Below are 23,646 nucleotides of genomic sequence, written 5' to 3' on the forward strand. Positions count from 1 at the left end.
TGCAAATTAATTAAAACAAAAATTTTTAGTTTTTGACATTTATCATTTTTCAATAAGATTATGTCATTGTTCTAAAAATTCTTTTCCAATAATTTCAATTTCATCTACAACAAAAAACGTGAAACTTCCTCTTGCAATTATTTTGTCCTTGCACATGGCGACAACTTCAATGACTTCTGTACTCTTTCCCATGTGAATTATCTTTGTATTGGAGTAAATTTCTTCTCCATAGCTTGTAGATGAAATGAAATTGATGCTAGAATTTAAGGTAACAGCTTTTTTCCCATTTATAATAGAAAGGCAACCTGCAGCTGTATCCATTAGTGCAAAAATTTCTGCTCCGTGAAGTATATTATATGCATTAAATTGATTTTTCTCTGGTTTCATTTTTAAAACTAAATTGTCGCCATCTAGCTTAAAAAATTTCATATTGCTTTTTTTAACATATTCATCATCTTCAAATAAATTTTTTAAATTAATTTTTTCCATTTTTCCTCCCATTAAAAAAAGAAAGTTGTCTTATATTTAGATCAACTAAATTTGAAACAGTGATGCCAATAAGCCTTAGCTTCTCGCCTTCATAGGCTTCATCAAAAATTTCAATACTTTTATTTAATATATCTTCTTCTTCATAAATTGCATTGTCATAAGTTTTTGACCTAGTCTTAACTTTAAATTTTTCATTTTTCATCTTTAAAGTCAGAGTGTAGCCAGAAATTTCCTTTACAACTAAGTCTTCCGAAACTTCCTTGGCAAATTCTTTTAGATAATTTATGAGTTCATTTTTATTTTTTGTAGCTTCAAAGGTTGACTCTGTGCCAAGACTTTTTCTCATAGTGTTTGGCGTTACTTCTCTGTTGTCCACTCCACGAATCCTGTTGTAAATTTCTTCGCCACTTTTCTTAAACATATTTGCCAAAAATTCATAGGAAAGTCCATAAAGATCCTCCACTTTATTTATGCCAATGTTGCGCAGTTTTTCTTCGGATTTTCTTCCAATACCGTGAACCTTTCGTATGTCTAGCGGAAATAAAATTTCTGGGATGTCAGACTCTCTAATAATCATTACTCCATTAGGTTTGTTCCAGTCGCTTGCAAGTTTTGCCAAAAATTTATTATAACTAAGACCAACACTAACACTTAGTCCCGTTTTATTAAAAATATTTTTTTGAAGCTCGTAGACAATATTTTCGTCGTAACCAAGTCCCGTTACATCGAGATAGGACTCATCTATGGAAACTTTTTCGATTTTGTCTGTATAAGTCTTTAAAACTTCAAATACTTCGCGTGATTTTTCCAAATACCTATCTCTTCTCATGGGCTTAATTATCAAGTGATCGCAAAGATTTTTTGCCATATACATGGGCATGGCAGAATGAATTCCATATTTTCTTGCAACATAATTAGCCGTCGTTACAACTCCATGATTGGACTTGCCGCCTACCACTACTGGCTTTCCTATTATTCTATTGTCGTCAAGTTCTTCTACTGATGCATAGAAGGCATCAATGTCAACATGTATAATAATTCCCATAAATATCACTACTTTAGTATATCATATTAACTTTTTATAATGAAGAAAATTTGATATAATTCTATTGAGGTGAAATCTTGAAAAGAAAAGTTGCACTATACGATTTTGACAAAACTATTGTTGACTGTGAGTCCATATTTGAGCTTTATAAATACGCATTTAAAAATAGAAAAATAAATATTTTTAAAACTCTTTGGAGTTTAAGTTTTGCATATATCAAGTCAAAAATTAATTCCGACTTTGAAATAATGAAAAATGAAATGGTTTCTGTCATAAAATATTTTTCAGAAGAAGAACTCCAAAACTTCGTTACAAATTTTCTCTATCCCAAATTTTTCTTTAGAGAATTTGAAAGTGAATTTAATTCCTATGACGAAGACACTATTAAAATCCTCTGTTCTGCTTCTGCCACAAATTATTTAATATATGTGGGCGAACTCTTCTGCTTCGACTACATCATTGGAACGGATTTAGACGATGATTATAAACTAATCCATGGCAATAACAAAAAGCAAATCAAGGTAAAAAATATTAATGAAATTTTAAAGAGAGAGGGAATAGAAATTGATTACGAAAATTCCCTTGGTTACTCCGATTCTTATAATGACGATAAATATATGCTCAGGCTTGTAAAAAATAGGTTTTTAATAAATTCTAAGGTAAAGAAAAAGGGCTATACAAATTTAACTTGGCATAAAAAAACTGAGGGAATTTAATCCTCAGTTTTTTAAATTTCTAAAATATATTTTTCGATTAATTCAGCAATTTCGTCATAGGATTTTTCTCCAGTGAACTCGTGAACCTTTTCGCCGTCTTTATAGAAGGAAACTCTTGGTAATTGGAAGATTTCGTATTTTTCTGCAAAGTCTTTATTTTTGTCGAGATCCATATAGTAACAGCTAACCTCTTTGAACTCTTCTTCGAGGAGCACTTGCATTACTTCCATAAGTGGTTCGCAATGAGAACATCTATCTGCACCAAAGATAATTATGGCTGCTTTTTGTGATTTTATCGTGTCGTCGAAATAATTTTGCATTACATATTTTATTACTGATTCATTTCTCTTGATTACTCTCTTGTTTTCTTCAAGGTCAACAACTGATTCAGATTCTTGTGAAAGTGGGTCTATATCGTTATTTAATTCACTTCCATTTACATTTGTAACATCAACAGACTTGAAACTTCCCGCTCCTTTTAACTTGAAATAAGAAGCATCTTCAATCTCTTCAATTTCATTTTCACTGTCATCTACGCCGAGATAATCGTAGGGATATCTATAAACTCTGTAAATCATGTTATTTTTCAAGACATTTTCCGTAGTCGTCCTATAAGGGCAAGTCCATTGCCAAACTATTTCCTTTGAACGTGTAATTTCAATAACCATACCCTCTGTCGCAAGAGTTATTAGAGTATTGCCATTGGGAAGTCTTTGAAGATTTCCACCATAAGGCGAATAAAATTTGTAGCCATTCATTGGAATTGAAAAACCAAAATCCCTTGGATCTACGGACCAATTTACAGAAAGTGTAACAGGATTTATCTCTAGGATTCTCGAATAATTTCTAACAAAGGGAAGTAATCCTGAAGGAGAAGTTAGAGTTGGCGAACCGTAGCCGCATCTTCCTCCATTGTCAAAAATCAAGAGATTGCCCTCGCCTTCTAAACCCTTTGGAATTATACTTGCAAAGGCAGAGCCAACTACTGGATCTACTTTTTTAAAGTCAGAAAAATTTGGTCCCAACTTGTAACAAATTCGCGACCTCTTTTTGTCAATTATGCCAATAATATTTGCTGCTCTCGCAGTAAACAAAATATTTTCGGGATGAAATCGTGGATCGCCTTGATCATACCACTTGTTTTCGCCAATTGTGGAAATTGATGTTACGTCTAAATAATTTCCAAGAGGTCTTTCTGTAATCCTAAGATTTGGATTTCTGTATAAAACATTTTTTGCCTCTTCTGAAAATCCAAGTTGGTCAAAGTGTTCACTAAAGGAGAACTTCCAAATAATATTTCCACTTTTGTCTACTTCTAAGATTACATCGTCAAGCAATGTCTTGTCAGAAATCCTATTATCCACAATTTCATCGTGAACTAATATAAGGGTGTTGCCACCTTTGATAATTTTTTCGCTAGGATAATAATATCCAAGTGAGTTTCCCTCTCTTTGAAAATCAGAATGCGCCCTCGCCATCCACTTTGGTCTATAACCTCTGTCCTCTGTAAACTTAAATTTGTCGAAGTCAAATACAACTTTCCCATCCTTGTCAAATTCAAGTAATTTTATACCATCGCTAACTCCAAAATCTGATGACCTAAAAGAAGAAATACTCATAATGTTTTTATTTGGCAACATCTTAGCTGGCATTGGGTTCACAGAAAACCTTTTAAGTTCAGTACCGTCCATTTTTGTAATGAGTGCTCCGTCCTTTGCTGTTGAAATTAAATTTATGCCATTATATGCCTTTTCTTTATTGTAGACTACAGTTCCTCTTGGATAAACTCTCATCTTACACCTCTATTTCTAATGTATCTCTCTGCATAAACAGTAGCCACAGCACCATCATTTGCTGCTGTAACAATTTGTCTGAGAGGTTTTTTTCTTATATCTCCTGCAGCATAAATTCCTTCCACAGATGTCCTCATGCAGTCGTCTGTTATGATAAAACCAAAATCATCTAAATCTAAATAATCCCTTACAAATTTTGAATTGGGACTCATTCCCGCAAAAATAAAAATTCCATCAGAAGTAACTCTAGTATTTGTATTGTCAGATAAATCTAAAATATCCAAACTATTTACTCTGTCGTCGCCGTAAATTCCCTCGAGTTTTGAGTGCCAAGTGTAAGAAATTTTTGGATTCTCTTTAATTTTTTTAACTTCCAGTTCATTTCCATCGAAATTTCCTTCTTCGTGAATAATAATCATGTTAATTGAGTTTGCAAAATTAGATAGATAATCTGCCTCTTCTAAAGCAAGATCTCCTGAACCCAAGATATGTATGTCTTTGCCCTTAAAATAATCAGCATCGCAAGTTGAGCAGTAAGACACACCACGACCAGCAAATTCAGTTTCGCCGGGAACATTTATCATCTTAGCATAAGTTCCCGTTGCAATAATAATTGCCTTTGCAAAAAATTCCCTTCGCCTCAAAGTAATAAGTTTAAAACCATTATTCACTTTTTCGATTTTTGAAACAGTTCCGTAAGCAAATTCATTAGTATTAAAACTTTCTGCTTGCTTTCTAAATTCATTTATCAAATCTCTACCAGAGATTTCTTTAAATCCTGGATAATTAATAATCTTAGGAGTGTCGTTAACTCTACCACCAAAGGAAAATTTTTCGATTACTAAAGTGTTTAAAAGAGATCTCCCCGCATAAATGGCAGCACTCAAACCAGCTACACCTGCACCAATTATAACTAAATCATAACTTTTCATTTAATCACCTCAAATAGAATCCACAGGATTTTGTGGCGCCTTTTTTATAATTTCAAACTTGCCATTGTGATAATCAGCTATGTTAAACTCGCCATTTCTCCTAACCCTATTTATCCAAAAATTTTCCATGGGAATATTCTCCATAATAGAAAACATAGCTACAATAGTAACTCCGTGAGCCACGACTAAAATAGTGTTGTCAAGTTCTGGATAAATAGCAAGCTCAAAGAATTTTTCCACACGTTTTCTAAGATCGTATAAACTTTCACCATCAATGCGGTTGTATCTATGTGGCTTATTAAAATAAAGTTTGTGAAGCCATCTATCACTGTCTTTAACATCCTTAATGTTTTTGCCTGACCAATAACCCACATCAATTTCGCGAAGGAGTGAGGTCTTTATAATATGCCTGTTGGGACAAATTAATTTTGCAGTATCATAGGCACGACCAAGGTCAGAAGAATAAATCTTATCGAAGTGAATATTCTTTGACTTATCGTGAAGCGCCTTTCCCATCTCAATACCTTCTTTAGTAAGTGGCGAATCATCTTGCCCTTGAATTATATTAAGCTTGTTCCATTCAGTCTCACCATGTCTTGTAAAATAAATCCTCATACTACCCTCACAATCTGTATAAAAAAATATATTCTTAATAATATTATATATTATTAAGAATAACAATTAAAGAAAGAAAAAATTACTCCTTAAAGAAACCACTGAATAAAGCAGTCTATCTGTTTTCCATTTCCTTTGAAAGAATTCTTGCCTCATTGATTATTTCTTCTGGATAGTTTAGGCTATCCAAAATTGCTATGGCATTTCTCGTAGTTGCAGGTCCATCTTTTATTAAATAATCAAACTTTATGTCGCCATCTTCTATTTTTTCTTCAAAGTGTTTGTTGTTAAAATAATCTTTCAATAAAATTGTAAGCTCGATGTCATGAGTTGCTGCCACAACGTGATTTTTCTTTGCCAAATATTTTAATGTCGATGTAGCAGATGCAATTCTATCAATAGTGTTAGTTCCTCTAAAAATCTCGTCTAGCAAAATTAACTTTTCTTCATCATCTTCTATCATCTCTATAATTGCCTTGGACTCTGCCATAAAATAGGAAAGATTTTTCATTATTGAGTCGCTAATGTCAATAGCCGATGTTACTTTAAGTGGCTTTATTTCAAATTTTTCACCAAAGAAAATGCCAAAACTAAGTGCAAAAACTGCATTTATGCCAATGGTTCTAAGATATGTCGACTTGCCAGATGCGTTAGAACCCGTTAAAATTATTGATTTTTCCAAATCCAAATCATTGGGCACAGCATCTTTTAATAATGGATTGTACAAATTTTTGCCACAAATTTTTTCACTAAAAATTGCATCTCCTGTATTATATGCTTTTTCAATGGAAATAATTCCTATTTCACAATCGATTTTTCCCAATAGATAATATAGTCTAAAAATTTCATCTTTATACTCTTTAAAGTATTTTTGCGACTTTGAAAATTTTCTAGCTTCCGATAAAAATAATACATTTTTGTAAGTTTCTGCAAAATCCATTTCCGCATTGCCAGTCAAAAATCCAAAGGACTTTAAAGTTTTCTTTAGTGGAGAAATTCTTTTTAAAATATTTTCCATCTCTTCTAATTCTTCTGTAAATACTTGCCCTTTATTTTTCATCAAATTTTCTGAAACAAATAAAATACTTTTAAACCTAACTAAAGTTTCTAATTTGCCAAGAGTTATGTTGTTAAATTTTTTATAAATGTAAATATTTATTCCAAGTAGGACAAGAATAAATAGCACTGACCCAGCTCTTAAAAAGATAAAAAGAATTAAAATATAAAGTGCTGTAAAAGAAAAAATATTCGCCCCAATTTCAAGCTCTTTGTCTATTTTAACTTCTTCCTCTACTAAACTTAATACATCTTCTTTAAAAAATCCAATTTTACCAAGTTGAAACTGAAGGTCTAATAGCTCATCTTCATGTTTTTTATAAATATTTCTATTGTTTTGGGACTTTATCAACTCATCCTTATCTAAAATTAAATTTCTAAGTCTGTAATAAAAATATTCAAATCCAAGCCTTGACACATTGTGATTAATTTTCTCTATAATTTTGTCAAAATTCAAATCATTGGCTGTAATTTCTGTTAAATTGCCGCCAATCCTTTTATGTAATCCGTCGATTTTTCCCTTAAATTTTTTTGAGTGAACCTTTCCAAATTCTTTTATGATTTCTTCTCTTAAAATTTTTTCATTTCTCACTTTTATATAATAATTGTAGAGAAAAATTATTGCAGAAAATACAAATAGTAAAATAATTGGTGCATAATAATCCTTCATATCAACCTCCCTCTTTAATATATTATAAAAAATCTTTAAGTGCAATTACATTCTGCATAAAAAAACTGCCCACAATGTGAGCAGTAATTTTAATTAATTTTAGTCTAAACTCTATATGCTACCTTAAATTAGCTATTATATTCTTATTTTCCGAAAAGTTCGTCAAAGTTTTTTAGAATTACATGACCAATATCGTCTTGAGCATCGATAGTAGAACCACCAATATGTGGTGTTACATAAAGTCTATCTAGTTCAAATAACTTATTTTCAACTGGAACATCTTGAGTGTCAAGTCCGCCAGAGCCAAGTTCATTAGAAAGTGTATCTAAGTTTGCTCCTCCTAATTTACCATTTTTAATGTAATCATAAAGTGCATCTTCATTAACAATTCCACCACGTGCAGCGTTGATTATGCAAGCTCCATCTTTCATTTTTTCGAATTCATCACTAGAAAATAAATCCTTAGTGTCTGGAGTAAGTGGCATATGAAGAGTGATAATATCAGATTCTTTTACTATTCTATCAAAGTCAACAAGTTCAACATAATCTACTTTAATATCTTCTGGCTTTAAGAATGGATCGTAAGCAAGAACACTCATGTGGAATACATTAGCGATTTCTGCAACTCTTCTACCAATTGCACCAAAACCACAAATTCCTAAAGTTTTATTTCTAAGTTCTCTACCAATCCATCTGTATTTATTCCAAATTCCGCTCTTAACTTCATTTTGAGCTTGTACAGAATTTCTATAAAGGTCTAACATTTTTGCAAAAACAAGTTCAGCAACTGCGTTTGCATTTTGTCCTGGAGAGTTCTTAACTGGAATATTTTTTTCCTTTGCATAGTTAAGGTCAATGTGGTTAGTTCCTGTTGAACCAACAAAAATTGCCTTTAAATTTTTAGCAGCATCAAGAACTTCTTTGTTGATGAATGGGTCAACTCTCATAAATAAGAAATCATAAGGTTCAATAATTTCTGCTAATTTTTCAGAAGTTGGAAGCATAACCTTGTCAAGTTCAATACCTCTTTCTTCAAGTCCTTTGTCAATAACATCTGACATATAATCTACCATTAACGCTTTCATTTGCATCCTCCTTAAAATTTTATGTACTTAGTTACATTTATATTGTAGTTGAAATCAAAATCTTTTTCAAGTTCATTTGTAGCCTTAATATAATTAATACTTTTTTTCAAAAAAACCCTTGCAAAATCACTGTATATTTACTTTAAGTTAATTTTTTTGTCATAGGCTTTTTTATTTTTTATATAATTTTAGATTTTCAATAAGGATAAACAAAACTAATTCGGAGAAATTTTTAAAGTTTGTAAATTTAAGTCAAGCTATATTTCTTTAAAAAAAGAACCATTAATACATAAAAAGTATCAACCCTTACCCTTTTTAGGATTTAGGTTGATACACAAAAATTTTTTCAGAACCATTTCGACCCTACTATAATGTCAATGTCTTTTCTCTTTTTTTACATAAGCAATCATTTTAAAGAACACTAAAAACATGGCAATCCAACCAACAACTGTAACAGCATAAATTGCATACTTTAAATATGGAACTTCACTTTTCTGTTCAACTTGTGTAGTTACATTGGCTTTCTTTTCCACAACTCTTTCTGCGTTAATTAATAACCTCTTTGGTCTAGGTGGTCTCTTTGGATGGCAAGTTAGTAATGTAATCATGTCCCTGCCTTCAATAGGGAGAATACTTTCCCAATCACTTGGATCTATAATCTCTTGACCAGTAACTTTGTATTTCAAAAGTCCGCTGCGTCCATCAATTAAAATTTCATCTCCAACTTCAAGCTTGTCGATGTTGTAAAACATTAGATCTCCCCACCAGCCTCTATGACCAGCGATGACAGATCTCATAGACTTTCCACCAAGAGGAATACTCGTTCCCTCTACTTGTGCAACTCCCCAGTCCAAATGGTCGTAAGTTGCATCGAGATAAATCGGCTTTTTCATGTCAAGCTTAGGAATAATAAGATAAGCAAAAACTTCGTCCTTGTCAATGCCCTTGATATCGTAATAACCTTTATAATCTTCGTTGTCAAAGGGGTCGATAATATTGTTGCCGCTCTTTTTTACCTCTTCATTGTATTTTTTAAGTGCATCAGTTACACGAGCATCTTTCTCCTTAAAAGAAGCATACCTTTTGTCCGCCATGACTTCTCTAAAGGACATAGAAGTAAAGGCAAGAAGGGGCATAAATATCCCCACCAAGATAAACAAATATCCAATTATGACCCTAGTCTTAGCCTTCATAGTCTCCTCCTGCGTCTTCTAATATAAATATATATAACGAGCATAACAAAAGCCAAAATAGCAATTACACATATCAATGACCTGTGATTGAACTTAGCCTTATTTTCCTCAGTTTCTTTTTCCTTTGGCACATAAGGAATCCTATGTCCTCGCACCAAAAGTCTGTGGGAATTAATCATATAAGGCGTGCAAGTTAAAAGAGTCATGTAGTCCATGCCGTCAACGACGAGAACATAATCAAAATTCCACGGCTCAATAACTACGATTTGGTCCACTTGATAAGCTAAAGTTTCCTTGATATTTGTATAATAAAACACATCCCCTACTTCCATTTTGTCAAGATCTCTAAAAAGTTTGACTTGCGGAAGACCTCTATGAGCTGTGATGACAGAGTGAGTAGACTTGCCGCCAACAGGAAGGGAAGTCCCTTCCAAATGACCACAAACGTGTTGCAAAACATCTTCAGAAGTTCCGGCAAAAACAGGAATATTTTGGTTTATCTTTGGAATATCTATATAGCCAATTTTTTCCCTCGCTTCAATCATCCTCGCATAATTTGCCACGCCTTCCTTTTCCCTATCAGTATAGGGGTCAGCAAGCTTTGAAGGGTCTAGAGTTTCATTATACGCACGGGCAAGATCCATTCTTTTATTTATCTCTTCCTCTGACATTTCGGAAACAGCTTCCTTAAATTCTGTAATTTGGTTGCTATTGTCCATAGTGTAATAATAATTTGAAATAATAGGATAAGTGGCAATGAGAAGACCCGATAAAAATAATAGGATAACCTTCCAATTATTTTTAAACTTCTCCTTCACTGTCATCACCCCTATCATTATTACTTAAATCACTATTTTTAGTCGCATCTATCTTAGCCATCTCAATATTTTTTGCCTTTTCAGCTTCTCTTTTTTTCGCTAACTTTTTATTTCTCTTAGATTGAATAAATCTAGCTAATATAATTATAGCAAAAATTAAAAGAATGATAAGCCTTTTATCTATACCTAAATTGCCACCCTTATCTTCTCTAATCTTTTCATCTTTCTCAGGCACATAAGGAATCCTATGACCACGGACAATGAGCCTGTGTGTATTAATCATAATAGGAGTGCAAGTAAGTAAAGTTGCATAATCTTTTCCCGGCACCACAATAAGCTGAGAAAAATCAGAAGGATCTATGACGTCAATGTGATCAACTTCATATGCCAAAACACCGCCAATGTTGTTGATGTAAAACTTATCTCCAAGCTTTATCTTTTCAAGATCGGTAAAAAGCCTAGCAGAAGGAAGACCAGAGTGAGCAGTGATGACAGTGTGAGTAGACTCTCCACCAATAGGAAGAGAAGTACCCTCTAAGTGTCCGCAACCTTTTTGCAAAATTTCCTCATTAGTACCAGCGTAAATTGGCAGATCCACGTCAATAGAAGGTATCTCAATGGTACCAATTTTAGTCCTAAGCTCAAGCATCTTTGCATAATTTTCTATCGCCCTATGTTTTTCTTCCTCACTATAAGGATCCTTTGGGACTACATTGCCTAAATCGTCGTTATAAATCTTGGCTAACCTAAGACGTCTATCTATCTCCTCTTGACTCAATAGATCCCTTGCCTCTTTAAAATCAGCAACTTGATTATTTGCCTCAATCCTATAATACCAGTTAGAAATCATGGGGTAAGAAAGTATCCCAAGACCTAATATAAAAATGAAAATAAATAACTTATTGGATTTTTTCTTTTTTTTGCTCATTTTTTCTCCATAAAAAAGAGGCTCCAAGGAGCCTCACTTTACTTTTTGTCCTTGATCATAAACCTGCCTAGACCAATCATTATAGCACCAGCGATGACAAGTACAATTAGCGTAATGTCGCCAGTCTTAGGAATAGGTGGCTTTTTAGTATTTTCAATAATTAGGACTTTTTCAAAAGAATTGTCGTCAACTTCAAATTTCAAACTGCCCTGTAAAAGAGTGTAGCCACTAGGAGCCTTAGTTTCCCAGATATAATAAGTTCCATAAGGGAGATCCCTCACAAAAAACTTGCCATCTTCGCCAGAACTAAGAACTAGATCCTTGCCATTGCGCTTTAACCTTTGGTCTTTGCCATCAACTTGACGAGTGATGACAAACTCAGCACCAGAAAGACCCCTTTCTCTTGACTCATCAGTCTTGAAGAAATTATAAGAACCAAGCTTTTTCTTGTTCATAACAGTGAGCTTTGCCTTGTCCCCAGAGAATATTGAAAATTGACTTTCTGCCGTAACAATCTCATAACCCTTAGGTGCCTCGATTTCTTTGAAAAAATATACACCAGGGTCAAGGTCTTTTATTAAAATATAACCCTTATCATCAGTCTCGAAGACTTCTTCCTTGCCCTTATCATTCATAGAAAAATTGCTAGTCCTTACTACCTCGCCATTATCGCGAATAAGTTGGAACTTTGCACCTTTTAATGCCCTTCCTTCATCATCAGTCTTAAAAAGCAAAACTGAATTAGGAGGAGTTGGCGGTACATCAGGAGGTACGTGCGGTGGATTTTCTGGAGGATTTTGTGGAGGCTTATGAGGTGGATTTTCTGGCGGAGGAGTTTCCCTTCCTCCCCACTTTAATTTAACAATATTTGTTTCCTCAGGAGAAAAAACTGCAGATTCAATAAAAGTTTTTCTATCCTTGCCACCTAACTCCCTAATATAATAAGTGCCTCTTTCAAGTTCAAGAGTAAATTTGTAGTCGTCCTTCTCCTTAGGACTAATGACCCACTTGTCCTTTTTATCAGCAAGTTGCTTGTCAAGGTCATCTTCACTTAACTTGTCTAATATAGAAACAAGTTTAGTCTTATCCATATTAGTATCAATAAATTTATCGTTGATTTTCCAAATACCGAGAGTCCTACCTTCCAAATCCTCTCTAGTCAAAGTTTCCCTTGTATTAATTTCCATGGTAACAGAAGATGCTCCCAAAACATTAAGAGGTAGGAAGACCACAGTTATCATCATGTATAAAATTATTAAATCTTTAATTTTCTTCTTCATCTCTACCTCACAATCATAATATGTAAGGAAGGGGAAATCCCCTCCCATAGATTTAAAAAATTGTTTCTTGCGTTAATAATTTTGTATAAAATCTCAAGATATTATCTCAAAAATATCCATCTCAATCAATAGATTGATTAAGCTTCTTCTTTATTTCTTCTCATTGCTATAACAGCACCAGCCATTAAGCCAATACCAACAACAGTGAATATGACAGTACCAATACCACCAGTTTGTGGAATAGTTAAATTTTTATTCTTAACTTCTTTAGCATCATATTTAGGTTTACCATCAGTTATTTCAATAGTATATTCAATATCTCCATTTTTAGTATAACTATTTTCATCTACTGTAAATTCTACATCACTTTCTAGCTTAGCAAAACCTTGAGGAGCTTTAATTTCTTCTAATTTATAATTTCCATAGGAAAGACCTGTGATTTCAAAACGTCCTTGTGCATCAGATACTAAAACTAATGCTTCATCCCTATTATCTCCCCAGTCATAAGCAGTTGCAGCATCTTTTACTGCTTTATTATAAGCATCTTGTGCTTCATCTACAACTTTCTTTGCTTGGTCATCTTGTTGATCTTCAGGAAGTTTATTATATGTTTCAACAGCTTGGTCTAAATTTTCCTTTGCCTTTTTTACTGTTTGTTCTTCCTTAGCAATTTTAGACTCTGCTAGTGCTTTAAGATATTTTCCTGCGTCATTTTTTATAACAAATTCTGCACCTGCTAGACGATTTGTTGTAATTGCATCAGTTATTCTATCAGGCTCTCCATTAGTCTTAACGAATTTCTTACCGCCTACAACTACTTGTGGAGGTGTTGGAGTAATAGTGTTTGGATTTTCTTTATTCTCAATTATATTAGCAGCAGTGTATTTTGGATCGTATCCATTGGCAAATTCTTCTACTACATATTGATGCTCATTATTAAGTCCTGTAAAAGTTACATTATATCCATCTACTTCTATATCCATACCTTCGTTTACACTTTTAGATACAATATTAGCAGAACCATATAAAGTAACTGTTGCAACATTTGTATTAGTTGTTTTGTCAATTAACATATAGGTAATAAGAACAGGCTTAGATTCTTCTAGATTTTTATCCCAGCTCTTAGTTACACTTATCTTGCCTTCAGATGGATTAATAGGATTTTGATCATTCTTATGAGTTGGTTCTCCCGGAGTGAAAGTAATATTATTTGATTCAGGACTATCTACTACTGCAAGTTTTGTTACAATTGCAGTATAATTTAGTACAACTTCTACATCTCCAGCTTCTAATTTTTCATTAATCTTTTTTATAGCTTCCGTATTTTCAATAACTAAGTCAAATCCCATGCCATTAGCAAGTGAAGTTACTGTATATTCACTTGAGCTTAATTCTTCTCCACCTACAGTAACCTTTAAAGAACCTTCATTATATTTTAAACCATCAGTCATTATATCTGACCATGAAAGTTTCTTATATATTTGACCTTGTTTTAAAGAAGTCTTAGATTCAAAAGGTACAGTAGAACCAATACGTGCATCAATTTTTGCTTTATCATTTAAATAATTTTCATATTTAGGACCATAAGTTTCTTGCCAAACTTTTAGCATTGAAGAATCTATACCTTCCTTACTCTTTCCAAATCCCTTGTCAAGTTGTACCTTTTTAGTTAAATTCTTAGGATATACATGTACATTTTTTAAATATACAGTACCTGGAGCATGTTTTTCAACTGTAACTTGGTTCATAAGAGGTAGAGTAATACCAAAAGGTACGGCTACTGCCTCAGTAATATTTGTTGGACGATCAGTTTCAATAAACCAATAATTTCCATCTGCTAATGCTACTTCAGCTACTCCTCCATTTTTAGTTACAACAGTACCAGTAGCTTGAGCTTCTAAATGTTCTTCTACTGCTTCTTTTGAGGCATATGCTGCTGGATAATTTACCATTTCTTTGAACTTTTTAGCATCTTCTACTTTATAGTAAGTAAATGTAACTCCATCTAAGCCCTTTACATTAGTTCCTAATTTACCTAATTGACCTTCTTCTAATTTTCCTCCATTATGATCTACTGGAACTCCTAGATTATATTCATCTGCTACTAACTTATGAACGAATAAATTAGTTTGTTGTGGTTTTGTTTCTTGTACATCATCTTTTGTAAAACTGCCAACCACTTCTTCCTTTTGAACACTTCCTAGATCAGTAACTGCCAATACTGGACTAACTATACCTATTAACAAAAATATAGAAAGCAGTAGTGACAATAAATTTTTATTTTTTTTCATTTTTGTCTCCTTTTTTTAATTTTTAGTTTTTCTTACCTTCATGCTACTTAAAGTAAAGTGGGATTTCTAACCCCTAAGGTGAATTGATATTTCCTTATCATTTATTTAATCACCTTCTTTCTTCTATATCCTATAAAGGCAGCTGCCATTATGGTTACACCTGCAATAGTAAAGATTAAACTTCCTATTCCACCTGTTTTTGGGAATAGTCCTTTTTCATTGACTATCTTTAGAGAATTTAAGGTCATAACTTGTCCATTTTTAGAATAAAGAATGTTATTTCCTGATTTTATGGACTTTTCCTCTTGGTTGATAGTTATATTATAATCTTCTGTTCCCTTTTTATATCCAGCAGGTGCCTTACTTTCTGTAAGTGTATAATTTCCACTTGGCCAGTCATCAGGAACGATGATTTTAATACCTTTGTTTTTATCATCTTGAGAACCTATTATTTTTTCATAAGCATTTTCTAAATCAATTTCTAAAGTAATGCTTTTTCTATCATCAGAAATTGATTTTATCTTATATTTTCTATCATTAATTTGTGCATTTTTCTCATCTACTTTTACTCCATCAGGAAATACTTTACCTTCTGGTGCTTTTAAAGTAAGTTCCAATGTTCCCTTAGTTATAGAACGTTCTTGAGCTTCATCGTCCTTCCAAATCTTATTAAGATAGAAAAACATATTTGTTTCATTTGGAATTGCAATATTGTCATTTAAAATATTGACAATATTTCCCTTATTATCTACCTTAAAACTTGATACAAAGGTTTTAGGTGTAATATAACCTTTCGGTGCCTCAATTTCCCAAACTTGATATTCCCCTTGTGGAAGACCTTCCCAAGAGAATCTACCTTGAGAATCTGATTTTACAACGTCATTATAATAAGACCATACGTTGCCATCCTTCTTCTTTAACCTGAATGTTGCACCTTCAAGATAGATTGGCAATTTATTTTGATGACTTCCAGCTGCTGAATCACCTGAAGGATTTTCATTTTTAGGAATATTATCAGCACTTTTCCCTTCTATTTTGATAAACTCAATCTTGTTTTTCTCATTTTTAAGATTAAATACAACTTCACCTTGTGCAGTGCTTTCTGGCTTGTAGTATTTTATATATGTTTGCCAATAGCTACATCTATTTTCATAAAAACTTTGTCCGTAGATATCTTCGCTAATATATGTTGTTCTGTTGTATTGAGTATTTGTTGTAATTTCCCTTCCATTAATCTCAGCTTGACCGTCAATTTTTATAACATAGGCATTGTTAGAAAGTTCATTTCCAAGATAAAATCTCAAAATTTTACCATCAATTAGATTAAAGTTAACGGGCAATCTATTTAGTTTTCTATAGTCAACACCATATGACCATGGAAGATTTTCCACTCCAGCAGTTGCAGAAAACATTTTAATCTCCCATCTTCTCAATCCATCTATCCTAAAATCTACTATACGATTATAATCATAATCCCCTTGTGGATTGACATATATTATAGCTGTAAACTTTCCTGTTTTATCGTCAAATTTAGTAACATATGTCTTAACTCTATTAGGATCTGAAACATAGTTTTCGTAGCTCACATTAAGATTTTTGGAGAATTTTTCCCTGCCAATTTCTAAAGAAAACTCTACATCATTTTCATTATTCAATATTAATTCCCTATTGATAAAAACAGGAATATTAATATTGAATTCTGATACTTCATGATATTTTACATAATCTGTAAAAGTATACTCTATACTTCTTCTGTCCTCTGCTATTTTTGCCACAGCAAGCTTTCCAGAAGGAGTCATTATATCAAAGTCCTTATCTTCTACTTTCACTGTAGTACCATCTAGGTCTAAATTTTGACTCAATCGAAGAGTAAAAGTATCGCCCGGATTTATATTTGGTGCATTACGCGGCTTATTAATTACACAATTAATTCTTGCCACAAGTCCCTCTGCCTTGTTTGGATAAACAGTATTTTTCCCTGAAGTTGAAACAATATCATTATTTTCTGATTGTTTTATTGAAATATAATCGTCCCAATTTTTTGGATTTTCTGGATATCTTGGAGCTTCCCAGTCTTTGCCCAGGAATACTGGTATAGGGTTAGGATCTAAAACATAACCCTTCACAGTTTTAAATTCTCTTAACCAATATTTGCCATATTGTAAATTTTCAAATACAACCTTTCCGTCTTCATTTGTCGTTCCAGTGTTTACAACAGTCCCATTAGAACCTATTAGTTGAAATACTACATCTTTAAGTTTTTCTCCCTGTGGACCTTTTTTATATATTGTAATTTTTTCTGTTCCACTTTTATAGTTTATTATCTTCTTATTTTCATCATTTATAGGGTGATAGTTATCATCTGCATCTTTTATTTCTACATTGCCATTCCAAGCAATTTTAAATGCCTTTACACTTCCCTTTTTAGGTTCATATCCATCTGGTATATAAACTTCGTGAAGCTCATATTCTCCTACTCCAAGACCTTTTATTTTAATTGAGCCGTCTTTTTCTGATATAGCTCTAATACCATAGTCAACAAAATTGCCCTCCGAATCTTTTTTATATAATTTAAATTCTACATTTGCAAGAGGAATATCTTGAGAGGAATCATCGGGATTATTTCTGCCTACTTTCAAAAATTCTGCTTCATATAGCTTTTCTTTATTTGTTATTTCATAATAGAATGTATTACCACCTGAACCAATAGTCCGTAAATCTTTTGTTTCGCCTGTAACTTCATATTTTATTGGAGATGCAGTAGGATAAGTGGATTCTTCCAATTTTATATTTTTGTATGTCAATTCTTCAATTGGACTTCGTGGGTAAGTCTTACTAAGGTCTTTCCATTTTACAGTAAAATTGATTTCTCCACTTGGATTTCCACTACCTGATAAGAGTTGATTCATATACTCTCCATTAACAGTATTACCATCATGGTCTAATATTGTAAAATTTTTAGTATCAAATACAATTTCTATAGGATAAGATATATTGCCATATAAATCTTGCCCCTTGTACAAGATTTTTAAATTAAGACTATCTCCTCCAGAATTTTGACTTAAGAGTGCCTGTACATCCATTAGACTATAATAATATCCAGAGATGTATTCATATATCCTTTTTCCCTTAAAGTTTTGAATTTTATAATCTACTTTTTTCTCCTTCTTACTAGGAGTTGCTGTAACTTTACAGTCCTCAGTTACTACAATCTTCCAATATCCATCAAATCTTTCATATCCCACAGGTCCCAAAGTTTCTGTAAGGGTATATTCTCCCGGTTTTAAATCAACAAACATTAGAATTCCATCTTTATCTCTGGTTCCGTTAGATTCATATTCATCTCCATCTGTTGATGTTCCTGTCAATTTAAATTCTGCATCCAGTAGATTTCCTTGCACATTCTTCTTGTAGATTAAAAGATTTACGGCTTTTTTCTTTATATTTGTTACAGTAATACTTGGAATTTCATCACTGATTGTGCCGCTTCCACTTGCCTTGCTATAATTTAGTGCAATTGAATTAGCTCTTTTCACTCCTGCTCCACCATTAGTTAATTCTATCCATTGATCAAGGGTAGTCCTTTCACCCGAATTTTCCTCTGGAAATTTCATTTCGCTCTCAACCTTTATTAAATAAGTTGATGTTCCAATATTATTGAGCTTAACTTGTGCTAGGTTTACATCCTCTCCATCTTTTTTTTCTGTAATAAAGGAAAGTGTATATTCACTTGGGTCAACTAAATCTAATTTAGATTCTTCAAAAATTACAGCATCAGGTATCCAGTACCTTTGGTCTATAAATTTATATAATTTAATTTTTGTCTTGCCATCTTTTATATCTGCCATATTGAAATTAAGTTTAGTGGAAGCAGGATATATATTGATGTTACACTCTCCTCTTATATCTTTTTTCAAAGGGTTGATATATGCTATTTGAGTGTATCTTCCACTTTGATCATTGGTATATAGATAATTTGTATCAATATTTAAATTTCTGCTTTCTTCTTCCTGTGGATTTTTATATAAGACAACAAAATTTTTAGTTATTTTTTGATTACCCAAAGATACATAATATTCTTCCTCCCAAGAATGTCGCACAAAGTTTTGATTAACAGAATGATTCCAAGTTACATCCATTTCAAGATTTTTCATACCAACTACATTATCTGTAAATACATAGCTTATTTCTTTTCCGGAACCATTTCTTATATTAAAATTTACTCCATAGGTTGGATAGGCTAGAATCCTTCCTTCTTTATCCACAATTGATGGATAGTTCATCTTATCAGGTTGTAACATATTGTAGTGAAGAGTGTCGGACTCTTTAATAGTAAAGTAATCTCCCGGATTTACAGAATCATTTATTACCATATGCATATTTATTGCAATATTATTTTCCTCTGTTCCCACGTCAAGTTTACGGTTACCTGAAATATCATTAAAACTCAAATCCCCTGAAAATATTACTCTACTTGTTACATCATTTTGGTCATTTCTCAAAGTACCTATGTCGCCAATTTCCTGTATAAAGGTTTTTCCTTCTGAATTTACATATACAGACCATTTTTTATTTGATAATTCATATCCTGCTGGTGCATACTCTTCCCTTAGTTCATATAGTCCGGGACTTATATTATCAAATAAGATTTTGCCATCTTTTGGTGAGATTCTACTTGAGCCTAAATTATTGTAATCGACGGATTCTAATTTAAATACTGCTCTTCCTAATCCAGCTCCATTTTCATCTTTCTTTATAAGCTCAAGTTTTCCCTTTGCCTCTGTTACTGTCTTTTTGGTATTTTCTACGGTTATACTTGGCATTTTAGTGATTTCTTTTGCACTTTCATCACTATACTCTACTGGAACTTCATAAGTTTGTTTAAATTCTAGAGATGGACCAGCTTTTACTTTGAACCTGTGAGCAAGAATAGTTTCTTTTTGGGGGTCTTCTTTTGGAAACTTCATATCACCATCAATCTTTATCAAATAAGTTGCCCCTGGATCATTATCAAATTTAACTTTTTTTGCATATACATCAAATGCATCTTCTGACATGAATAGATCAACTTTATAAGGAACTTTTTCTAATTTAGATTCATCAAAAATTACAGCTTTCGGTATAGGCTCTTTATCTTTAAACTTATATACTGAAATTCGTGTCCTACCATCTTGTACATTACCGTTTGGATAAACATCTAGCATATCTCCCACATTTAACTTATTATTATTAAATTCAATTTCAGGACATATCTCCACAGTATATTGATCTCTTGTTATATTTTTTTTCATTGGATTGATATAGGCAATCAAAGTATATCTTCCAGTTTGCTCATTTGTATATATATAATCTGCATCCATATTCAAATCATTAGCTGGTGCTTTGTCAGGTTCTTTATTATAAAGTACGTTTATCTTTTTTGATATAGTATCATGTTCTCCCACAGATACAGAAAAATCATAAATTCCAGAATTTGGTACATAATTTAGATTTACAGAATGTTTCCAAGTCATTTCCATATCTAAGTTTGTCCTGCCGGCTACATCTTTTGTAAAGACATAAACTATTTCTTTTCCAGAACCATCTTCTATATTAAAACTTGGTCCATAGGTTGGATAGGCTAGAACCCTTCCCTCTTTATCTACAATTGATGGATAGTCCATATAATCAGGTCGTGTCATATTGTAGTGAAGAGTGTTAGATTCTTTAATACTAAAGTAATCTCCCGGATTTACAGAACCATTTACATGAATATTCATATCTATCTTAATATGCTCTTCTTCCGTTCCCATGTCTAATTTATTGTTAGCTGAATAATCTGTAAAATCTATTGCCCCTGTTAGCAACACATTATTTGTTACATCATTTCCCTTACTTTTACCATAATGTCTTTCGCCAATTTCATGTATATAGGCTCTTCCTTCTGAACTTACATATATAGACCATTCTTTTTTTGACAATTCATATCCTTCTGGTGCCCTTAATTCACTTAATATATATAATCCCAAAAGACGTGTAACAATTGTTTCCCCTCTATCACTTATATTATGAAAAGATTCATATTTTCTATTGACATCATAAAGCTTGAAGGTAGCACCATTTAGTGGTTTTCCATCCTCAGAGTCTACTTTTTTTATAAGAAAATCTCCTCTAATTTCTGAAGGAGGAATTATAGGAATAAGAACAACAGTAGGTAAGAGTAAACTATTGCCGGAGTTGACAATTATATTTTTAACTTCTTCTTTTATCTCATCATTGTCTAAAACTTTGACCTTTATATCTACTAAAAGTTTAGAGTCTATTGTATCCTTTCCAATATTTGTATTTTCAATTATTTCATTATTAATTTTTAGATTGCTTTCTTTATTATTAATCTCTTTGTTTATTATTTCTTTATTATTGCTTTCTTTGTTTATTATCTCATCCTTAGCTTTTATATCCTTATTTATTGTTTCTTCCTTAGCTTTTTGTTTTACTTTTATAAAAAATACGTATTTATTTCCTGCTTCTAAATTTTTAGAAAAACTCAAAGGATTGTTAATATTAAATTTTGGCAATTCTTGGCTAATATCTTCTCCAGCTAAGTGTTTTTGCCTTAATTCTTCAGGGATATTTCTAAGTTCAATATCTCTTAGGCTGATATCCTCCTCATCTAAGCCATTAGTTTTAACTATCCTATCAATGGTGATATTAGATTTTTCTTTATTTATTGATTCAGAAAATTCTATCTCAGCTTCTTTTATATCTGCTAAGCTATTTACATCTAATGTTTCTACATATATGCTTTGGTCGTCTAAATTTAATGCCCAGCTTAAAAGGTTTAAATCTCCCTTACTATCTAAAGGAGTAATTAGAGAATCATTATTTACAATGGTTATTGGAAGGTATAACTCTCCAAAATTCTCCCCTTCTATTTTTATTGAAGTCTGAATTGGTTCTCTGCTATCTACTATTGTAGTTAAGTCTTTGAAAATTCCACTGGCTAATATATTTTGTATGTTTTCCTTTTTGTCATTTCTTACTCCTTCAAGGATTTTTTCAATATCTTGCTTGTTCTGTGTCAGAACTCCTTCCTTTTCTTCCATTTTTGATTTTTGAATTAATAAACTTTGAATAGAACTAAATTTTAAGGTGTCTACTTTAAAATTAGAATTATTTAAAATTTCACTGCCAGTAATTATAGATAGATTTCCATCTTTATCTTTTAAAAGTATTTTTAAAGAATCTAGGTTAATCTCCTCGCCTATCCTATAAGTTAATTTATCAATATTTAAAAGCATCATAGAAGAATTTTTTAATTTTAGTGCATTAAATAATTCTAATGGGCTTAAATGTAGTTGATCTTCTTCTATGGTTAAAGGAATTTGTATCTCTTCACAACCAGGGATATTGATAGTTATTTGATTAACGGGTTCTTTAAAATCCTCTAGTGGATGTTTTTCTATGTAATTAGCTATTTCTTTTTTTACACTTTCAGATTCCTTAGATAAGTAAGTAGGATCTTTTAATTTACTATAATAACTTGCTCCTATTGTTTCTCCTTGTTTTGGGTTTATAGAAATATCTTCTCTCGAAAGCAATTCCTCTAGGGTATAAAGTTTTGCTTGTCCATCTGCATTTTTTGTCAAAATCTCTATGCCCTTTAAATCTAATCTTTCCCCATTGTGATAATTTGTCTTAGGGCTGGATAGAATTTTACTTTGACCGGGAGATAGACTATCTGCCATTGGCAAAGACTCAGGACCTACTTTAGGAAGCTCTTCAGAAGCTGAATTAAGTTTAGGTTCAGAAAGTGTAATATCTTTTTTATCTTTAAATGCTTTATCTTTTGGAGAGTTTTTAGAAGTGCTATCCCTTTGTCCATTTAATATTTCCAAACTTTCAGGAGAAGTTTCAATTATGGTTTCACTTTTCTTTTTTGGCTGAGAAGTATTCTCTTCAAATATGCTTTCACTCTTCTTTTTTGGCTGAGAAGTATTCTCTTCAAATATGCTTTCACTTTTCTTTTTTGGCTGAGAAGTATTCTCTTCAAATATGCTTTCACTTTTCTTTTTTGGCTGAGAAGCATCTGTTTCAATAACTTTATTTTTTTTCGAATGTTCACCATCTAGCTCAAGAGGCACTCCCGAATACTTTTCTGCTTTTAAAGCCATTATTGAATCTGGAAATATAGGAATTAATATGGCTATTATAAGTAATATTATTATAATTTTTTGCTTTCTATCCTTCATTTTTACTTTCCTTTCTAAAGTTTTATATTCTATATAATTTTCCTTAGTTCTTTTGTAATGTAAGGTCTTGTATTAATTAATTTTTATTTATGTATTTAAAAAAGCTTATGTTTAGTTTACAAAATACTTTTCTTTAGTATAAGATTGTATAATTTTGTATATTTTTTCACAAATTCTAATACACATCTATATTTTTTATTATATGAAACTGACTGTATCCCTTTGTTTATAGGACTACCATCCAGTATTGCGAACCTTTCGCATCAATTTTTATATTATTTTTAATTCGTCTATATAAAAATCTATTTCAATATAAAATATACCTAAATAGTATAATATAATATATTGATTTTTAAATAAAATACTGATTACATATCGCTAAATTCAATTGATATTATATATTAATAATAATTCTAAGCAAACTATCTGTAAATACTATTAATTGATTTTTTACTATTATTTTTATATTTATTTATTCATCTATCTTTTAGTTACCTCTTAGTT

At 31.9% G+C, this 23,646-nt stretch carries 14 protein-coding genes; 1 reads left to right on the forward strand and 13 read right to left on the reverse strand.

Annotation, left to right across the window (positions count from 1 at the left end):
* Positions 1 to 63: 63 nt before the first annotated feature.
* Together ACQRC6_RS02595 and ACQRC6_RS02600 are read right to left on the reverse strand one after the other, a co-directional pair.
* The gene (locus ACQRC6_RS02595) at positions 64 to 489 is read right to left on the reverse strand and encodes a PaaI family thioesterase (RefSeq protein ID WP_427847603.1); all 426 of its coding nucleotides are present in this window, start codon (positions 487 to 489) and stop codon (positions 64 to 66) included.
* Positions 476 to 1,534 carry a DNA polymerase IV gene (locus ACQRC6_RS02600; RefSeq protein ID WP_427847604.1) on the reverse strand — a complete coding sequence of 353 codons (1,059 nt, stop codon included), beginning with the start codon at positions 1,532 to 1,534 and terminating at the stop codon, positions 476 to 478. The genes ACQRC6_RS02595 and ACQRC6_RS02600 overlap by 14 nt, the downstream gene beginning before the upstream one ends.
* Before the next feature lie 77 nt (positions 1,535 to 1,611).
* Between ACQRC6_RS02600 and ACQRC6_RS02605 the strand changes: the two genes are divergently transcribed.
* Positions 1,612 to 2,250 carry an HAD family hydrolase gene (locus ACQRC6_RS02605; protein WP_427847605.1) on the forward strand — a complete coding sequence of 213 codons (639 nt, stop codon included), beginning with the start codon at positions 1,612 to 1,614 and terminating at the stop codon, positions 2,248 to 2,250.
* Positions 2,251 to 2,261: 11 nt separating this feature from the next.
* Here ACQRC6_RS02605 and ACQRC6_RS02610 read toward each other — a convergent pair whose 3' ends face one another.
* From ACQRC6_RS02610 to ACQRC6_RS02660, 11 genes are all read right to left on the reverse strand, one after another.
* On the reverse strand, positions 2,262 to 4,043 hold the full coding sequence (locus tag ACQRC6_RS02610) for a thioredoxin domain-containing protein (RefSeq protein ID WP_427847606.1): 1,782 nt from the start codon (positions 4,041 to 4,043) through the stop codon (positions 2,262 to 2,264).
* Positions 4,040 to 4,975, reverse strand: a complete 936-nt coding sequence (locus ACQRC6_RS02615; protein WP_293557654.1) for an NAD(P)/FAD-dependent oxidoreductase — start codon at positions 4,973 to 4,975, stop codon at positions 4,040 to 4,042. Before ACQRC6_RS02615 ends, ACQRC6_RS02610 begins: the two co-directional genes overlap by 4 nt.
* A gap of 9 nt (positions 4,976 to 4,984) precedes the next feature.
* Positions 4,985 to 5,590: a histidine phosphatase family protein gene (locus tag ACQRC6_RS02620; protein WP_427847607.1), complete on the reverse strand. Its 606-nt coding sequence runs from the start codon at positions 5,588 to 5,590 to the stop codon at positions 4,985 to 4,987.
* A gap of 115 nt (positions 5,591 to 5,705) precedes the next feature.
* Complete coding sequence (locus ACQRC6_RS02625; protein ID WP_427847608.1) at positions 5,706 to 7,316, reverse strand: MutS-related protein; 1,611 nt, start codon at positions 7,314 to 7,316, stop codon at positions 5,706 to 5,708.
* A 143-nt stretch (positions 7,317 to 7,459) separates the two neighbouring features.
* Complete coding sequence (locus ACQRC6_RS02630; RefSeq protein WP_427847609.1) at positions 7,460 to 8,401, reverse strand: D-2-hydroxyacid dehydrogenase; 942 nt, start codon at positions 8,399 to 8,401, stop codon at positions 7,460 to 7,462.
* Positions 8,402 to 8,775: 374 nt separating this feature from the next.
* On the reverse strand, positions 8,776 to 9,594 hold the full coding sequence (locus ACQRC6_RS02635; RefSeq protein ID WP_427847610.1) for a class C sortase: 819 nt from the start codon (positions 9,592 to 9,594) through the stop codon (positions 8,776 to 8,778).
* Positions 9,591 to 10,412: a class C sortase gene (locus ACQRC6_RS02640; RefSeq protein WP_427847611.1), complete on the reverse strand. Its 822-nt coding sequence runs from the start codon at positions 10,410 to 10,412 to the stop codon at positions 9,591 to 9,593. The genes ACQRC6_RS02635 and ACQRC6_RS02640 overlap by 4 nt, the downstream gene beginning before the upstream one ends.
* Positions 10,396 to 11,340 (reverse strand): class C sortase, encoded by a 945-nt coding sequence (locus ACQRC6_RS02645; RefSeq protein ID WP_427847612.1) that lies wholly within the window; start codon positions 11,338 to 11,340, stop codon positions 10,396 to 10,398. The genes ACQRC6_RS02640 and ACQRC6_RS02645 overlap by 17 nt, the downstream gene beginning before the upstream one ends.
* Positions 11,341 to 11,378: 38 nt before the next feature.
* The gene (locus ACQRC6_RS02650) at positions 11,379 to 12,620 is read right to left on the reverse strand and encodes an MSCRAMM family protein (RefSeq protein WP_427847613.1); all 1,242 of its coding nucleotides are present in this window, start codon (positions 12,618 to 12,620) and stop codon (positions 11,379 to 11,381) included.
* A gap of 137 nt (positions 12,621 to 12,757) precedes the next feature.
* A complete protein-coding gene (locus tag ACQRC6_RS02655) occupies positions 12,758 to 14,911 on the reverse strand; it encodes a pilin N-terminal domain-containing protein (protein WP_427847614.1) in 2,154 nt (717 codons plus the stop codon).
* A 101-nt stretch (positions 14,912 to 15,012) separates the two neighbouring features.
* Positions 15,013 to 23,142, reverse strand: coding sequence for a SpaA isopeptide-forming pilin-related protein (locus ACQRC6_RS02660; RefSeq protein ID WP_427847615.1), 8,130 nt, complete (start codon positions 23,140 to 23,142; stop codon positions 15,013 to 15,015).
* Between the last annotated feature and the right edge of the window lie 504 nt (positions 23,143 to 23,646).

It is taken from the genome of Peptoniphilus sp. SGI.035 (genome assembly GCF_050315115.1).
GTDB lineage: Bacteria > Bacillota > Clostridia > Tissierellales > Peptoniphilaceae > Peptoniphilus_A.

Coding starts and splice junctions, on each gene's coding strand:
- ACQRC6_RS02610 (WP_427847606.1), bottom strand. CDS start 4,043: ATGAGAGTTTATCCAAGAGGAACTGTAGTCTACAATAAAGAAAAGGCA.
- ACQRC6_RS02655 (WP_427847614.1), bottom strand. CDS start 14,911: ATGAAAAAAAATAAAAATTTATTGTCACTACTGCTTTCTATATTTTTG.
- ACQRC6_RS02635 (WP_427847610.1), bottom strand. CDS start 9,594: ATGAAGGCTAAGACTAGGGTCATAATTGGATATTTGTTTATCTTGGTG.
- ACQRC6_RS02625 (WP_427847608.1), bottom strand. CDS start 7,316: ATGAAGGATTATTATGCACCAATTATTTTACTATTTGTATTTTCTGCA.
- ACQRC6_RS02645 (WP_427847612.1), bottom strand. CDS start 11,340: ATGAGCAAAAAAAAGAAAAAATCCAATAAGTTATTTATTTTCATTTTT.
- ACQRC6_RS02650 (WP_427847613.1), bottom strand. CDS start 12,620: ATGAAGAAGAAAATTAAAGATTTAATAATTTTATACATGATGATAACT.
- ACQRC6_RS02600 (WP_427847604.1), bottom strand. CDS start 1,534: ATGGGAATTATTATACATGTTGACATTGATGCCTTCTATGCATCAGTA.
- ACQRC6_RS02660 (WP_427847615.1), bottom strand. CDS start 23,142: ATGAAGGATAGAAAGCAAAAAATTATAATAATATTACTTATAATAGCC.
- ACQRC6_RS02615 (WP_293557654.1), bottom strand. CDS start 4,975: ATGAAAAGTTATGATTTAGTTATAATTGGTGCAGGTGTAGCTGGTTTG.
- ACQRC6_RS02595 (WP_427847603.1), bottom strand. CDS start 489: ATGGAAAAAATTAATTTAAAAAATTTATTTGAAGATGATGAATATGTT.
- ACQRC6_RS02630 (WP_427847609.1), bottom strand. CDS start 8,401: ATGAAAGCGTTAATGGTAGATTATATGTCAGATGTTATTGACAAAGGA.
- ACQRC6_RS02620 (WP_427847607.1), bottom strand. CDS start 5,590: ATGAGGATTTATTTTACAAGACATGGTGAGACTGAATGGAACAAGCTT.